Annotated in this window: 12 protein-coding genes and 1 tRNA gene; 5 read left to right on the forward strand and 8 right to left on the reverse strand. The window is 68.4% G+C overall.

All coding sequences use genetic code 11. The annotated features are described in order from the left end of the window. Positions 1-58 precede the first annotated feature (58 nt). The 6 genes from MTP13_RS04460 to MTP13_RS04485 form a co-directional block, all read right to left on the reverse strand. Positions 59-1000: an alpha/beta hydrolase gene (locus tag MTP13_RS04460; protein ID WP_243569904.1), complete on the reverse strand. Its 942-nt coding sequence runs from the start codon at positions 998-1000 to the stop codon at positions 59-61. Next, positions 987-1976 (reverse strand): ABC transporter permease, encoded by a 990-nt coding sequence (locus MTP13_RS04465; protein WP_243569905.1) that lies wholly within the window; start codon positions 1974-1976, stop codon positions 987-989. The genes MTP13_RS04460 and MTP13_RS04465 overlap by 14 nt, the downstream gene beginning before the upstream one ends. Further along, positions 1973-3493 carry a sugar ABC transporter ATP-binding protein gene (locus MTP13_RS04470; RefSeq protein WP_243569906.1) on the reverse strand — a complete coding sequence of 507 codons (1521 nt, stop codon included), beginning with the start codon at positions 3491-3493 and terminating at the stop codon, positions 1973-1975. Before MTP13_RS04470 ends, MTP13_RS04465 begins: the two co-directional genes overlap by 4 nt. Then, entirely contained in the window at positions 3490-4485 is a 996-nt protein-coding gene (locus MTP13_RS04475) for a sugar ABC transporter substrate-binding protein (RefSeq protein ID WP_243569907.1), read from the reverse strand. The genes MTP13_RS04470 and MTP13_RS04475 overlap by 4 nt, the downstream gene beginning before the upstream one ends. 114 nt (positions 4486-4599) lie before the next feature. After that, entirely contained in the window at positions 4600-5784 is a 1185-nt protein-coding gene (locus tag MTP13_RS04480) for an ROK family protein (RefSeq protein WP_243569908.1), read from the reverse strand. Between the two features lie 38 nt (positions 5785-5822). After that, positions 5823-8099: a glycoside hydrolase family 97 protein gene (locus MTP13_RS04485; protein ID WP_243569909.1), complete on the reverse strand. Its 2277-nt coding sequence runs from the start codon at positions 8097-8099 to the stop codon at positions 5823-5825. Between the two features lie 186 nt (positions 8100-8285). Here MTP13_RS04485 and MTP13_RS04490 point away from each other — a divergent pair, with 186 nt between their 5' ends. Both MTP13_RS04490 and MTP13_RS04495 read left to right on the forward strand, forming a co-directional pair. Beyond that, a complete protein-coding gene (locus MTP13_RS04490; protein WP_243569910.1) occupies positions 8286-9173 on the forward strand; it encodes a metalloregulator ArsR/SmtB family transcription factor in 888 nt (295 codons plus the stop codon). Between the two features lie 89 nt (positions 9174-9262). Then, positions 9263-9679 carry an arsenate reductase ArsC gene (locus MTP13_RS04495; RefSeq protein WP_243569911.1) on the forward strand — a complete coding sequence of 139 codons (417 nt, stop codon included), beginning with the start codon at positions 9263-9265 and terminating at the stop codon, positions 9677-9679. A gap of 85 nt (positions 9680-9764) precedes the next feature. On the opposite strand, the gene MTP13_RS04500 is transcribed toward MTP13_RS04495, so the two are convergent. After that, positions 9765-11063, reverse strand: coding sequence for an FAD-dependent oxidoreductase (locus MTP13_RS04500; RefSeq protein WP_243569912.1), 1299 nt, complete (start codon positions 11061-11063; stop codon positions 9765-9767). Positions 11064-11173: 110 nt separating this feature from the next. Between MTP13_RS04500 and MTP13_RS04505 the strand changes: the two genes are divergently transcribed. Further along, positions 11174-11533: an ArsR/SmtB family transcription factor gene (locus MTP13_RS04505; protein WP_243569913.1), complete on the forward strand. Its 360-nt coding sequence runs from the start codon at positions 11174-11176 to the stop codon at positions 11531-11533. 54 nt (positions 11534-11587) lie between these two features. Here MTP13_RS04505 and MTP13_RS04510 read toward each other — a convergent pair. Continuing rightward, positions 11588-11674: transfer RNA gene (locus tag MTP13_RS04510), tRNA-Leu, on the reverse strand. Between the two features lie 243 nt (positions 11675-11917). Between MTP13_RS04510 and MTP13_RS04515 the strand changes: the two genes are divergently transcribed. Together MTP13_RS04515 and MTP13_RS04520 are read left to right on the forward strand one after the other, a co-directional pair. After that, positions 11918-12703, forward strand: a complete 786-nt coding sequence (locus tag MTP13_RS04515) for an HAD family hydrolase (RefSeq protein ID WP_243569914.1) — start codon at positions 11918-11920, stop codon at positions 12701-12703. Continuing rightward, the gene (locus MTP13_RS04520; protein ID WP_243569915.1) at positions 12700-15210 is read left to right on the forward strand and encodes a glycoside hydrolase family 65 protein; all 2511 of its coding nucleotides are present in this window, start codon (positions 12700-12702) and stop codon (positions 15208-15210) included. Before MTP13_RS04515 ends, MTP13_RS04520 begins: the two co-directional genes overlap by 4 nt. Positions 15211-15253: the final 43 nt, after the last annotated feature.

The following is a 15253-nucleotide window of genomic DNA, read 5'->3' on the forward strand; positions in this document are numbered from 1 at the left end:
GGCGGCGTTTCCCCGCGTCGCCCCATTGGTCGGGTCGAGCGTCCTGTTGCGTGTCCGTTCACGAACGCAGATACCGGTTGAGGAACAGAACCTGATCGTCGAGAGCCCGCCGCGCAAGCGCGGCCTCGGGCGCCAGCTGGTCGAACACATGGAACGCTCCCGACCAGAGCCGGACGTCCACCGGGATGTCAGCCTCGACCAGGCGGCTCGCGAAGTCCAATGCCTCGTCCCGGAGCGGGTCGCGGTCGGCGGCAAGGACGTAGCTGGGCGGGAGCCCGCCGAGCCGTTCGGCGCGCGCTGGCGCCGCATACTGGTCAGCCTGACCACCTCGCAGGTACAACGCCCACATCTCTCGCGTGTTCGCCGCGTCCCAGACCGGTGAATCGGTCAGTTCGATGACCGACTTCGACCGCAACCGGTCATCGAGCGCGGGGAACAGCAGCATCAGCACGCGGGGACGGCGCCGGCCCTGATCCCGTAGCTTCAGTACGGCACCCGCGGCAAGCGCACCTCCAGCGCTGACGCCGGCGATCCCCACGCGCTCGGGGTCGATTCCACGGGCGGCGGCTTGCATCCATTCCAGCGTCGCCAGGGTGTCCTCGAGTGCGGCCGGGTACGCGTGCTCGGGCGCGAGCCGATACTCGGGGCTGACCACCATGCAGCCGGCCTCGGCCGCGAATCGCAAGCTCCGCGCGTGCTCCGCGCCCCGGTCTCCCCCGACGAACGCGCCCCCGTGGAGCAGCAACAGCGCAGGCGTCGGCGCGGCGACGTTCCGGGGGCGGTAGACGCGCACCTCCAACGAGCGATCCTCGAGCGACATGATCTGCTCGGAGACCTCCACTCGCTCGCCGTACGCAGCCTCGGCTTGGGCGATCGGGAGCCCCGCCGACCCCATGAGATGTCGGGCGCGCGCGAGGTCGCCAGACAGCTCGGGACGTTCGGCACCTGCGATCGTCGCGGCCAGCTCGGGGTCGATACTGACGAACTCAGTCGTCGTCACGTGCCCGCCACCGATCGATACCGAGGGCGATGATCAGCACCACTCCAGTTGCGATCCCCTGCACGTACGACGACACGTTGAGGATCACGAGACCGTTGCTGAGCACCGCGAGGAACACGATACCGAGCAACGATCGCATCACGCTTCCCCGCCCACCGAAGAGCGACGTCCCGCCGAGCACGACGGCCGCGAAGATGTCGAACTCTGCGCCGGTACCGTTGCTGGGGGCCCCGGAACCGAGGCGCCCGGCGAGAAGGACGCCGGCGACCGCAGAGAGCGCCCCTGCGACCACGAAGATCTGAATCGCCTGCCGCCGTACTCGGATTCCGGCGGTCCTGGACGCCCGCGCCGAGGACCCGATCGCGTATGTCCGCATCCCCCACGCCGTCTTGCGCATGACGAACTGAGCCACGAGGTAGGCGATGAGCACGAGGAGCACGCTGACCGGAATCGGGCCGATCGACCCGACCCCCACCCATGCGAGGAGGTCGAAACCGGACGTGGTCGGCGCAGCAATCGATTGACCACCGGTGAAGAAGAGCGCAGCCCCACGGATCACCAACGCCGTCGCCAGCGTGGCGATGAAGCCGGGAATCCGCAAGCCCTCGGTCAAGAGGCCGTTCCCGAGGCCGAGCAGGGCGCCGAGGAGCACCGCTCCGAGCATGGCGATCGCGGCTGGGAGGCCCGCCTGCATGAGAGCGACGCAGACGATGCCGGACGCACCGATGATCGCGCCCTGGCTGATGTCGAGGCGGCCCGCGATCAGGATCATGGTTCCGCCGATCGCCGCCACGCCGAGGACGGCGGATTGGCGCAGGATCACGAACAGGTTGTCGACGGTGAAGAAGGTCGTCGAGAGGATCGCGAACACGGCAACCATGAGAACCAGCGCGGCCGGGAGCACGAGCAGGGTCGGGTCGATTCGTCGAGTCCGGGAGGTGGTCGGCGCCTCAGGTTCGACTGATGCGATGGTCATCGGGTGCCTCCAGTGGCAGCTGACATGAGAAGTTGTTCGGTTGCCTCATCGGCGGCCAGTTCGGCGACGACGCGGCCCTTCCGCATCACGAGGATGCGGTCGCACGCGGCGAGGAGCTCAGGGATCTCCGAGCTCACCATGAGCACCGCGATGCCCTTGCGCGTGAGCTCGCCCACGGTGGTGAGCAGATCGTGCTTGGCCCGGACGTCGATGCCGTGGGTCGGCTCGTCCAAGATGAGCACGCTGAGCTCTTCTGCGAGCAGCCGGGCCAGGAGGACCTTCTGCTGGTTGCCCCCCGAGAGGTCTCGGATGTCCAGGGAGTCGCTCGCCGCCTTGATACGCAGCCGGTCGAACATCTCGCGTACGAGTCTGGTGATCGCACTGTCCCGCAGTACGCCACCGCGTGCGGTGTCGCGCGGTGCGCGGACCGTGATGTTCTGGCGGACGCTGAGGCCCGGGAGGATCCCCTCCGACCGCCGATCCTCGGAGAGGCAGGCGACCCCGACTGCGAAGGCATCGGCTGCGCTCCGCGGCCGATACGGTTGCCCGGAGATCGTCATCGTCCCGGCCGATGCCGGCATCAGCCCGGCGAGCACCCGGCCGAGCGAGGACTTCCCCGCCCCCACGAGCCCGAAGAGCCCGACCACCTCGCCGCTGCGCAGATCGAAGTCGATCGGCGCACGTCCATGAACTTCCAGCCCTGCCGCCGAGAGCACGGTGCCTCCGAGTGCCGGGCGGTCCATCCGGCGACTCAGGAGCTGCGCGCCGGGAACCATCGCCTCCACCACGTCGCCCATGCTCGCTGCGTCGACACCGAACTCGCCGGCCACCCGTCCGTCTCTCAGCACGACAACGCGGTCGCAGAGCTCAGCGACCTCGTTGAGTCGGTGGGAGATGAACACCACGCCGACCCCCTGGTCGCGGAGGGAGCGCATCACAGCGAAGAGGCGTTCGGCTTCGAAGGGCGTAAGCGATGATGTGGGTTCATCGAGCAGCAGCACCGTGCCGGATGAGCGCAGCGCACGAGCAGCGGCCACGAGCTGCTGATCGCCGATCGCGAGGTCCCTGACCAGGATGGACGGGGAGAGGTCGAGTCCGACTCGCTTCAGCGCCTTCGCAGCGGCTCGGCTCATCGCCGAGCGATCGAGCGTGCCGTGGCGCCGGAATCTCCGCTCGTCACCGAGAGCGAGGTTCTCTGCGATGCTCAAGTCGGGGACAAGGTCCAGCTCTTGTCTCACGACCCCGATGCCATGGTCGGCCGCACGGCGAGGCGCGTCGAGAGTGACCTCGACTCCGCGCACGGACAGCGTGCCGGTGTCCGGGATCAACTGTCCGGTGAGCACGTTGATCAGGGTGGACTTGCCGGCGCCGTTGGCGCCAGCAAGTCCGAGAACCTCGCCGGCTCGAATCGTGAGGTCAACGCCCGTCAGCGCGGCAACGCCCCCGAACGATTTCCCCACTCCCTCCACGCGGAGGGCAGGTGTTCCCTGATCCACCTCGATGAGCGGACTGGTCATGAGAGCGAGTCGAGAATGCTCTGAGCGTTCTCGCTCGTGACGAGCTCCGCGGGAACGATCTGCTCCCGCTCGACGGACTCGCCCCGCGACTTCTTCAGAATCGTTTCGGCGATGATGTTGCCCTGCTTGACGGGGAACAGGCCGACGGTCGAAGCGACCTCGCCCGAGAGCACGTACTCCAGGATTCGCTTGTCCTCTCCACCGGTGACCACCCCGACATCCTTGCCCGGGGTGCGACCACTGGACTTGATGGCCGACACCGCGCCGAGTGCGCTGGAGTCGTTGAGGCCGATGATGAGGTCCAGGTCGGGGTGCGCCTGCAGGATCACCGACGTCTGTGCGTTGCCCGTGTCCTCCTGGAAGGCTTCGACTTCGCTCACCAACTCCCAATTGCCCTGACCGAGGACTTCGTCGATACCGTCGATCGCCCCCTGGTGACGGTCCAGCAGCGGTTCACCGCCGGAGTCCTGATGGAGAATCGCGACCTTCGGCTTCTCCTCCGGCCGGTTCTCTTCGAGCCACGTGCCCGCGCTCGTACCCTCGATCATCCCGAAGGCACGGTCATCGAGATTGAACGTGATGTCCGCCTCAGGGATCGAGGTCGCAAGCCCAACGACGAGGACCCCCTGCTCGGTGAGTCGCTTCGCCACCGGACTGACCGCTTTCGGATCGGTCGGAGTGATGACCACTGCCTTGGCACCGGCCGCCACGAGGTTCTCGATCCCACTGACCTGCTTGCCGGAGTCGGCGTCGGGGTCCGAGGTGGTCACGGCGATCCCGCAGGGCTCGAATGCCTCCTTGAGACCTCGTTCGACGAACGGGAAGTAGCCGCCGGTGTTCGAATACGGGGAGTAGCCGACCTTGGTGAGGCTGACCCCGTCGCATTCGGCGGGCTTCTCTGCTGAAGCGGGGCCGCCCGCCTGGCACGCGGTCAATGTGAGCGCGGCGACAGCGACGAGGGCCGTGGCGCCGAAGCGAAGACGATTGATCATTGCTCTCCTTTGTGCAATAACGCGCCGGCGCCAATCGCTGTCGGGCCGGCAGTTCGGGTAACGCTCCAGACCCTATGGGCGACGCTATTTTTGCGTCAATGAACAGAAATTTGCCTAGACGATGCCCTTCATCAGGACCGCGCCCACCGCGCCGAGAGCAGCCGCGCTTCGCCCGAGCGCGCCGAGCCGCACGGGCGTCTCGGCGCACGCCGGAAGCGCGTGTGACCGGATCCCCTCCGCAACCTGCCCCTCGATGTCGTTGGATGCTCTGCTCAGCGCGCCACCGAGGATGACCGCGGCTGGGTTGAGGATGTTGCAGAGCGAGGCCGTTGCGCGGCCGATCACCTCATGAGCATCGCCGAACGCCTCCTGCGTCGCCGCGTCGCCCGACCGGAGCCGCTGGAGCACTTCGCGCCAGTCGGGTTCGTGCCCGTATGCGATGGAAAGACCGCGCATGATGGCGGGCACTCCGACGACCGTCTCCAGGCAGCCGCGACCGCCGCAACGGCACCGCTCCCCGCCGGGTACCACCACCATGTGACCGACTTCTCCGGCAACACCTGAAGCACCGGACACGATGCGACGATTCAGCACGAATGCCCCTCCCACGCCGGAGTGCAACTTGACGTAGAGGAAGTTGTCGAAGTCCCGGCCGGCGCCCCAGAGCAGCTCCGCGTAGCACGCCAGACGCGTGTCATTCCCCAGAACGATGGGACAGGGAAGGTGTTCGCGCGCTCTGGCGACGACGTCACCACCCCAATGCGGGAGCAAGCTGTCCAGCGAGGGCGCGTTGTTCTCGTAATCGATCGGGCCGCTGATCGCGATGCCTGCTCCGACGATGTCCGACCAGTCGACTCCAACATCCTTGAGCATGCCGTCGATCATCTGTCTCGCGCGGGCCAGTCCACTGTCGGGCCCGTAGTCGTCGCCGAGTTCGCGCTCGTCGGAGGCGAGGATGGTGTGGTCGACGCTCGCGAGGATGGTACGCACCGAGCGATAGCCGAAGTCGATTCCGATCGTCGCGGCCCGACCCACCACCAATCGAAGCTGCGCTGTCGGGCGACCTCGGCGTCCTGAACCAGCCGGAACGTCCTCCGCAAGCAGGCCTTCGTCCAGCAGCACCGTCGCGACCCGCGTCACCAACGTTCGCGACCATCCGAGCTCACCCATCGCCTCGGCCCGCGACATCGCCCCCTTCGCCGCGATGAGGTTGATGAGTTCGGCGATCTTGGCGCGACGCCCCTCGGGCACACTGCGCAGCACACCGAGGGGGTCCTGGTAGCCCGACTGGTTCACCATGGTGGAAGCATAGAGCGGCGCCCCAGGACCCCTTTCGCTCACCCGAACCAGAAGAGCTGTCCGGTGTCGCCGCTTCGATACGGCACCTGCCGGAGCTGCGTCCCCCAGTCGGAGTCCACAGCCGCGAGAACGAGACCGCTGAGGCGGTTGACGATCCTGAACCTGCCGCCCCCAGCGTCTTCAAGGAGCCATTCATCGTTCGCGACCGCTGCGTTGCCGTAGTCGTGCTGGACAGCGACCGCGCCGGGAGATGTGCCGGCGTCGAGGATGACGACGTCGCGACCACTGTGCTTCGCGATGATCCTCACATAGCCATCGCCGAGAGGCGCCACCGAGAAGGAGCTGTTCGGGTCGGCGCTCGCCGGCCACTGGACGATAGCCGCGCCATTCGAGCTGCTGGCGTACGCGACGTTCAGAGCGAGACCGCTTCCGTCGAGCCGAATGCGCGTCGCCTCAGCCGGGGCACTGACGACCCGGGTGAATCTGATGGCGTGGCCTCCATTCGCCACCGCTGTCGGAATGGTGAGCGCCGCCCCCGCGGTCACGACTTGGGTGGTCCGGCGAAGGGTACCGTTCGGCGCATCGTCAACCACCTCGGCCAGCCACTGCCCGGAGCCGAGGAACGCGGTCGAATAGGTGATGTTGCCGGGGGCACCCGCCTTCATCGCGCCGAGGTACCAGCGCTCATCGCTCCGACGGGCGACCACGGCCCCGGTCTCGGGCGTGCCGCCGACCAGTCGTGTCTCGTCCCAGACGACCGGAACGGATCGCATCCACCACTCACTGATCGGACGCGCGGCATACGAGCTCCTCGTCCCCGCGGGCAAGAGGAGGCCCGTGTCGTAGAGCACAGTTTGTGCAAGCTCGACTGCGTCGCTGTTCGGCTTGCCGTTCTGGAAGCCGAGCGGTGTGTAGTCGGTTCCGCCGAGAGCGCCGCGGGTGAATGGCGCGGCCGCGACATGAGCGATGGTGCGATCGCCGAGGAACTCTCCTCCGCGGATCGCTTCAGAGGTGAGCAGATGCGGCCAGGTGCGCGAAGAGCCCTGCGGAAGACGGGAGCCATGGAAGTCGACCATGAGCTGGAACCGCGCAGTGTCTTCGAGCGTCGCTTCGTACCAGGCATAGCGGCTCAGGGAGTCGCTGTCCATGAAGTCGATCTTCACGCCCTTGACGCCCCAGTCGCGGAAGGTGGTGAACGTTGACTCGCGCTGGGCCGCCGTCTCGAGGTCTGCTGAGTGGACCCAGAGCAGGATGCCGACATTGCGCTCCGCCGCATACGCGACGAGTTCGGGGACCCAGCTCTGCCCCTTCCAGCCTCCATCTACCAGCGAGTACGCCCACCCTTGCTTCGATGCATAGTCGACCCAGGCCTTCTGTTGAGCGAGCGAAGCCTGCCCGGCTTCGTAGCCGTCGAGCCAGTTCCATGCAGAGATGCCAGGCTTGATCCACGAAGTATCGGTGATCTTCGACGGCCGTGCGACATCGTCGACGAGCGTGGACTGGAAGAGGTCCGCGGGCGAACCGACCGAAACCACCCGCCATGGAGTGACCGCCCCGGCCGCCATGGGGACAGACGCCGTCGCGAGCGCGACCTCGAACCCGGACGCCCCCCAACGGTTGAGCGCACCTCCCGGGAACGTGCCGTCGGGATCGCCTTCCGCCAACTGCACGGCCATGCCGTTGCTCCGCCGCAGCACACTGCCGAACTCGTAGCTCCCCGCGCCGAGTGCTCCGACCGTGGTCGTTCCCCACGGGGTCTCGTGCGGGCCCGCGTATCGAGCGGTCGTGATCGAGGTATCGGAAGGAAACTGGAACTCGGTTGCATCATCGATCACGGTCGCAGCGTTCGGGAGCGCATAGCGCACGGCAACGCCGCTCTGAGACACGCGGACGATGACGACGAGTTGGACACCGCCGCGAGCGAAGGTGAAGGTGGAGATGGTGGCCGCACGAGACCGTTGCCGCGACTTCCCCGAGACCATCGTGTAGTCGTCGAAGACCGTGCGGTCCGAACGCGCCACGAAGTCGAGCTGCTGCGTGAAGTCGACAGAGGTCGTACGCAACGCCAACTGACCCGGATCAAGCGCCGCAACGCAGTCTCGCGCGGCGGCCAGCGTGAGGCGCCCGTTCGAGTCGAGCGCGAGCGCCGCACGGGTGCCCCCGCACGTACCCGTCGCACCAGGCTGCGCCACCTCCCACGACCCGGGCGTGACTGCCTGTGCGGGAGTGGCCTCGAGCGCGACGGCGGACATCCCCGCCACGAGTATTGCGACGAGCGCCGCCCTCCAGGCCTGCGACCGAACGGTCCAAGACATGCACCTTCTCCTTACGACATCATCGGCGTAGATCGCGGCGGTGCCGCTTCGAGCACGGTATGAGTCGACCGTATTTTGCGTCAATGAACAGAATTGTCGTGGCCCGCCGCCGGCCCCCGACCCACCCAGGTCAGCCGCCCGTGGAAGGTGAGAGAAGCCTGGACCGGAATACATAGAGTGGGGTCTATGAATCTGGCGCAGCGGGTCTCGGCGACGGTGTCAGAACCGACGCGCGCCGCACTCCTCCGGCTGATCCTGCGCGAGCGCGACGGTCGGTCGACGGTGACGCGGCTGGCGGACGAGCTCGGATTGCGGCAGCCGACGATCACGCATCATGCTCGACTCCTCGTCGAGGCGGGGGTGCTCGATCGCAGGCCCGAGGGACGCCGGGTCTGGTACTCGGTCGCCCCTGGGCAGCTGGATCGCGTGCTCGAGGCGCTCGGCGTCCCCAGCACGACCGGCCCGGAGGCCGCCGTCTTCGCACGCATTGTCGACGACCTGGCCGTGCGATTCGCGGGCACCTTCAGCCACGAGACCGTCGAGCGCTTCGTCGACGAGAGTCGGCAGCTGCTCGCCCGAGCAGGCGGTGGGACGCGGTTGGCGTCGCGGACAGCGGCGTTCTCCGCGCAGCGACTCGCCGCGGTCGCCGCGCGTCAACAGGAACCGGGCGGTGCGCTTGCGGTGCTGTTCGTCTGCGTTCAGAACGCCGGGCGCTCGCAGATGGCCGCGGCGCTCCTGCGTCAGCTCGCCGGCGACCGGGTGCACGTGCGCACCGCCGGCTCGGAGCCGGCGGGCGCGGTGGCGTCGGTCATCGCCGCCGCCTTGGAAGAGGTCGGGGTGTCGCTCGGTGGCGAGTTTCCGAAGCCGCTGACCGACGAAGTCGTGCGGGCGGCGGATCTGGTCATCACCATGGGGTGCGGCGACGCGTGCCCGGTCTATCCGGGCACTCGCTACCTCGACTGGGAGCTCGAGGACCCGGTGGGCAAACCCCTCGAAGAGGTGCGCCGCATCCGTGACGACATCGACCGACGCGTCCGGGAACTCCTCGCAACCCTCGCCGAACCGGCTTCGTGAACATCTGCTGAATCGGCTCGGCTCAGCTCGACCAATGCATAGATGCTGATCTATGTTTAAAGGGTTCGAGTTCGAGGAAAGGTCTGCTGATGTCCGAGAAGCCCACGGTGCTGTTCGTGTGCGTGCACAACGCCGGTCGTTCGCAGATGGCCGCCGGGTTCCTTCGTGAACTCGGTGGCGACCGTCTCGAGGTCCGCTCCGCAGGCTCTGAGCCCAAGGACCAGATCAACCCGGTGGCCGTGCAGGCGATGGCCGAGGAAGGCATCGACATCGCGAACCACGTGCCGAACGTGCTGACCACCGACGCCGTCCGCGACTCCGACGTCGTCATCACCATGGGCTGCGGCGACGCCTGCCCGATCTTCCCCGGCAAGCGCTATGAGGACTGGGATCTGGACGACCCCGCCGGTCAGGGCATCGAGGCCGTCCGTCCGATCCGCGATGAGATCCGGCACCGGGTCGAGGCGCTTCTGGCTGAGCTTCTCCCGCAGGATGCGAGCGCATGACCGGCGAGCACGTCCCGAAACGGCGCACCCGAGACGCGAGACGCGCGTCCCGGGGCTGATCCTCGGCAGCCCCGGGACACCGGCCCTACGAGCAGCAGCTCGATGAGCCGCCGAGGTCGGTCGAGCACACCCCGGTTGCCGGCAGGACGAGTTCGACGTTCGAGGCGGCGGCGAGATCGCCGTCGAGCCACGCCACGACCGAGCGCACCTGCTCGTATCCGGTGGTGAGCAGGAAGGTGGGGGCGCGGCCGTACGACTTCATGCCGACGATGAAGAATCCGTGCTCGGGGTGAGTGAGCTCGGTGAAGCCGTGGGGTTCGACCGTGCCGCACGAGTGCAGATTCGGGTCGATCAACGGCGCCAACCGCTTCGGCGCCTCGACGATCTCATCGAGCTCGAGCCTGATCTCACGCAGCACGTCGAGGTTCGGGCGGAACCCGGTCGCGTTCACGACGACCTCGGTTCCGTGCACGGCGATGTCCCCGCCACGCTGGCCGACGAGCTCGACGCCGTCCTCGGCACGACGGGCGCGAAGGATCTCGAACCCGTCGACGAGTTCGATATCGCCTCGGCGTACCGCCGCGTCGACGCGGCCGCCGAGCTTCGCCCGATCGGCGAGCTCATCTCCCTCGGAGGACGACACCCGCACCGCTCGAGCGTTCCGGATCAGCCACGTGACCCGAGTCCCGGGCACCTCGCGAGCGAGCTGCACCAGCCCGAGGAGGGTGTTCGCCGCGGAGTGTCCGGCGCCGACGACGGTGGTGTGCCGGCCAGCGAACGCGTCGCGGTCGCGACCGAGGACGTCCGGGAGCGCGGGCTGCAGCCGGTCGGCGATGTCGTCGAACCCGATGAGGCCGAGCCCGGAGGAGCTCAGCGAGTTCGGCGAGCGATACGTGCCGGACGCGTCGATCACGGCGCGTGCCGTCAGCTCCTCCAGCCCCGCTGCGGTTCGCAGCCGCACCAGGAACGGCGTGGTGAAGCGGTTCGCCGTGCGAGTCCGGTCCATCCCTTCTCGGCTGACTGCGAGCACTTCGGCGCCGGTGCGGATCCGCGAAGCGATGGGTGCCAGTCGGCTGAGCGGCACCAGGTAGTCCTCGACCAGCTCGGTTCCCGAGGGCGCGCGTTCGGGCGAAGGCAGCTGCCAGCCTTCGGCCTCGAGCAGACGACGTGAGGCAGGGTCGACAAGATGCTTCCACGGCGAGAAGAGTCGGGTGTGCCCCCACGAGCGAATGCTGTCGGCGATGTCGTCGCCGGCTTCGAGGATGACGAAGTCGATGCCGCGTTCGACGAGGTTCGCGGCCGCGGCGAGCCCGATGGGGCCGGCGCCGACGATCACCACCGGCAGCGTGGCGAGGCGGTCGTTCGTCACTGGACGAGTGGTCAAGTCGAGCAGCGTCACTGCATCCTCCTGGGTATCGACGGATATCGATGAACTTCGATGCAGTCAGTATGTGCTCGCTATCGATAGATGTCAATATCGACTAGTATCGATGCATGGTCACGATGCTCGAGGTCACCGACATCTCCGCAGGGGTGTGCTGCGCGCCGCTGGTTCGCGAGCCCCTCGGCGCGTCCGACGCTGAGATCCTCGCTCACAAGATCAAGGCGCTCTCCGACCCGACCCGGCTGCGACTGCTCTCCATCGTGGCCGCCTCGGAGGATCAGGAAGCCTGCGTGTGCGACCTCACCGAACCCGTCGGGCTGAGCCAGCCGACCGTGTCGCATCACCTCAAGATCCTCACCGAGGCGGGCTACCTGACCCGCACCCGCCGCGGGTCGTGGGCATACTTTCGACTGCAGCCGGAGGCGCTCGAGCTGATCACGCAGTTCCTCTCGCTCCCCGCGCGCACCTAGCGGCGCGGAACGAGAAAAGCCCCGGCAGTTCTGCCGGGGCTTTTCTTCTGTGCGTGGTGCGCAAGGGGGGAGTTGAACCCCCACGCCCTTTCGGGCACACGGACCTGAACCGTGCGCGTCTGCCTATTCCGCCACTTGCGCATGCCGGCACTCGCGTGCCAGCCGATCGAGACTAACACTTCACCCGCCCGATCTCCATTCGACGGCCGGGCCCCACTCCGGCCCCGACCGGCGCGGCTGCGAGTACGGCGGCCGCGGCCCGCCTTCGAACCCGCTGAGCGTCGCCGCCTCCCCTCGCGGGCCGCGCGCCTCCGGGCATAGCATCGGACGCGGGTGTTGACGCCCAGACCGACGTGACGACGACGACGTGACGAAAGGACCGGCGTGACTACCGTCGACCCCTCCCCCGACCTCTCCTCCATCCGTGCGTGGCTCTTCGACCTCGACGGGGTACTGACGCCGACCGCGGTGGTGCACATGCACGCCTGGGCGCGACTGTTCACCCCGTACCTGGCCGAGCACGGCGCCGCGCCGTACACCGAGGCCGACTACTTCGCCTACATCGACGGCAAGCCCCGCTACGACGGCGTGCGCAGCCTGCTCGCGAGCCGGGGCATCCGCGTCCCCGAGGGCGAGCCGAGCGATCCGCCGAGCGCGGACACGGTGCACGGCCTCGGCAACCGCAAGAACGCCGTCTTCACCGACACTCTCGCCGAGGAGGGCGTCTCGCCCTACCCCGCGAGCGTCGCCTTCCTCGACGCGGTCGAAGCGGCCGGATGCCTCGCCGCGGTGGTCTCGAGCTCGAAGAACGCGCCCGACGTGCTGCGCGCCGCCGGCCTCGCCGACCGCTTCGAGGTCGTCGTCGACGGCGGCTACGCGGCCGCCGAGCAGCTGCCCGGCAAGCCCGCACCCGACACCTACACCCGCGCGGCCGAGCTGCTGGGCGTGCCGTCGACGGCCTGCGCCGTCGTCGAGGACGCCGAGTCCGGCGTGCAGGCGGGCGCCGCCGGCGACTTCGGTCTCGTCGTCGGCGTCGACCGCGGCGTCGGACGCGATACGCTGCTGCGGCTCGGTGCCGATGTCGTCGTCGACGAGCTCGACGAGCTCGTCCCCGCGCTCAGCACCGCACCGCCCTCCCCCGACCCCACGACCGGAAAGCGCACTGCATGAGGTTCGCCGACACCGACCCGCTGAACCGCACCCGGTTCCCGCTCGACGAGTGGGCGCTGGTCGAGACCGAGTTCCAGGCCGACGACCAGGGCCGCACCGAGACCCTGTTCGCCGTCGGCAACGGCTACCTCGGCCTCCGCGGCAACATCGAGGAGGGCCGCGACGGCTACGCGCACGGCACCTTCGTCAACGGCTTCCACGAGACCTGGCCGATCCGGCACGCCGAGGAGGCGTTCGGCTTCGCCCGCGTCGGCCAGACGATCGTGAACGCGCCGGACGCGAAGATCATCCGCCTCTACGTCGACGACGAGCCCCTCGTCATCACCGAGGCCGAGATCCTCGCCTACGAGCGCCGGCTCGACTTCCGCACCGGCGTGCTGAGCCGCTCGATCGAGTGGCGCACCCCGGCCGGCAAGCGCGTGCTCATCACAAGCCGGCGCATGACGAGCTTCGTCGACCGGCACCTCGCGGTGCTCGACTACGAGGTCGAGCTGCTCGACGCCGACGCCGCGGTCACGATCACGAGCCACATCCTGAACCGCCAGGACGGCCGCGACGAGTACCGCTCCGGCGTCACCGAGGCCCCCGGCGCCTTCGATCCGCGCAAGGCGGAGACCTTCACCGAGCGCGTCCTGCAGCCCCGGGTGAAGCGGCAGCACGGCGACCGCTATCTGCTCGGCTACCAGACCACGAACTCCGGGATGGCCCTCGCGGTCGGTGCCGAGCACGCCATCGCGACCGACAACCAGTACACCGAGACCGGCACGATCGACGACGACCTCGCGAAGCACACCTACCGGGTGCAGGCGAAGCAGGGGCATCCGATCCGCGTCACGAAGCTCGTCAGCTACCACTCGGCCCGCTCGGTGCCGGCGCGCGAGCTCGGCGACCGCGCCGACCGCACGCTCGACCGGGCGCTCGAGCAGGGCGTCGCCGAGCTCTTCACGCAGCAGCGCGACTGGCTCGACGACTACTGGACCCGCTCGGACGTCGAGGTCGGCGGGCAGCCGCTGTTGCAGCAGGCGATCCGGTGGAACCTGTTCCAGCTCGCCCAGGCCTCCGCCCGCACGGACGGCGGCGGCGTCGCGGCGAAGGGCGTCTCGGGCTCCGGCTACGGCGGTCACTACTTCTGGGACTCCGAGATCTACGTCATGCCGTTCCTCACGTACACGGCTCCGATCGTCGCGCGGAACGTCATGCGCTTCCGCCAGCGGATGCTGCCGGCCGCCCGCGCCCGCGCACTCGAGCTGAACCAGCAGGGCGCGCTGTTCCCGTGGCGCACGATCAACGGCCTCGAGTCGAGCGCGTACTACGCGGCGGGCACCGCGCAATACCACATCGACGCCGACATCTCCTACGCGCTGATGCACTACGTGCAGGCGACCGGCGACGAGGACTTCCTCGCCCGGGGCGCGATCGACATCCTCGTCGAGACCGCCCGCATGTGGGAGGACCTGGGCTTCTGGCGGCACAACGCCGACGACGTGTTCCACATCCACGGCGTCACCGGGCCCGACGAGTACACGACCGTCGTGAACGACAACCTGTACACGAACGTCATGGCCAGGGCGAACCTCGAGGACGCGGCGAGCGCCGTCGACCAGCTGCAGGTGCGGCATCCGCTCGAGTACCACAAGCTCGTCGAGCGGCTCGGCGTGACCCCGGCCGAGGTCGCCGGGTGGCGCCGCGCCGCGGCGCACATGCACATCCCCTTCGACGCGAAGCTCGGCGTGCACCCGCAGGACGCCGCGTTCCTCGACAAGGAGCTGTGGGACCTCGAGCAGACCCCGGAGCAGCTGCGCCCGCTCCTCCTGCACTACCACCCGCTCGTGATCTACCGCTTCCAGGTGCTGAAGCAGGCGGATGTCGTGCTGGCGCTGTTCCTGCAGGGCGACCGCTTCACGACCGAGCAGAAGCTCGCCGACTTCGAGTACTACGACCCGCTGACCACGGGCGACTCGACCCTGTCGGCGGTCGTGCAGTCGATCATGGCGGCCGAGGTCGGCTATCACGAGCTCGCGCTGCGCTACTTCCGCTCGGCCCTGTTCGTCGACCTCGCCGATCTGCACCACAACGCCGCCGACGGCGTGCACGTCGCCTCGACGGGCGGCGTGTGGAGTGCGCTCGTGTTCGGCTTCGGCGGATTCCGCGACCACAAGGGCAAGTACGGCTTCGATCCGCGGCTTCCCGACGGCTGGGACGAGCTGACCTTCCGCATCACGCTGCACGGGGCCCGGGTCCGCGTCACGGTGCAGCCCGAGACGATCCGTTTCGCCCTCGAGACGGGCGAGCGGGTGGAGCTCGCGGTGCGCGGCACGCCGGTCGTCGTGACCGCCGACGCGGAGGTCTCCGTGCCGCTCGACGGACAGGGTCCGCGCATCCTCGGACGGCCGACGATGCGTGACGTGGAGGGCGCCCGACGGGCCGACGGCACGCTGCTCACGGCCTCGGTGCCGACGCTCTCGCTCGACGTCGACGAGGGGGATGCGACCATCGCCCTGGACTGATCACCCAGCATTTTCAGCCGCTCGCGCTAACATGACGCGAAGT

Source organism: Agromyces soli, assembly GCF_022811605.1.
Classification (GTDB): domain Bacteria; phylum Actinomycetota; class Actinomycetes; order Actinomycetales; family Microbacteriaceae; genus Agromyces; species Agromyces soli.

What these genes read in the sequence shown, in the direction of transcription:
- MTP13_RS04465 (WP_243569905.1), bottom strand. Translation starts at nt 1,976, where the DNA reads ATGACCATCGCATCAGTCGAACCTGAGGCGCCGACCACCTCCCGGACT.
- MTP13_RS04470 (WP_243569906.1), bottom strand. Translation starts at nt 3,493, where the DNA reads ATGACCAGTCCGCTCATCGAGGTGGATCAGGGAACACCTGCCCTCCGC.
- MTP13_RS04475 (WP_243569907.1), bottom strand. Translation starts at nt 4,485, where the DNA reads ATGATCAATCGTCTTCGCTTCGGCGCCACGGCCCTCGTCGCTGTCGCC.
- MTP13_RS04480 (WP_243569908.1), bottom strand. Translation starts at nt 5,784, where the DNA reads ATGGTGAACCAGTCGGGCTACCAGGACCCCCTCGGTGTGCTGCGCAGT.
- MTP13_RS04485 (WP_243569909.1), bottom strand. Translation starts at nt 8,099, where the DNA reads ATGTCTTGGACCGTTCGGTCGCAGGCCTGGAGGGCGGCGCTCGTCGCA.
- MTP13_RS04490 (WP_243569910.1), top strand. Translation starts at nt 8,286, where the DNA reads ATGAATCTGGCGCAGCGGGTCTCGGCGACGGTGTCAGAACCGACGCGC.
- MTP13_RS04495 (WP_243569911.1), top strand. Translation starts at nt 9,263, where the DNA reads ATGTCCGAGAAGCCCACGGTGCTGTTCGTGTGCGTGCACAACGCCGGT.
- MTP13_RS04505 (WP_243569913.1), top strand. Translation starts at nt 11,174, where the DNA reads ATGGTCACGATGCTCGAGGTCACCGACATCTCCGCAGGGGTGTGCTGC.
- MTP13_RS04520 (WP_243569915.1), top strand. Translation starts at nt 12,700, where the DNA reads ATGAGGTTCGCCGACACCGACCCGCTGAACCGCACCCGGTTCCCGCTC.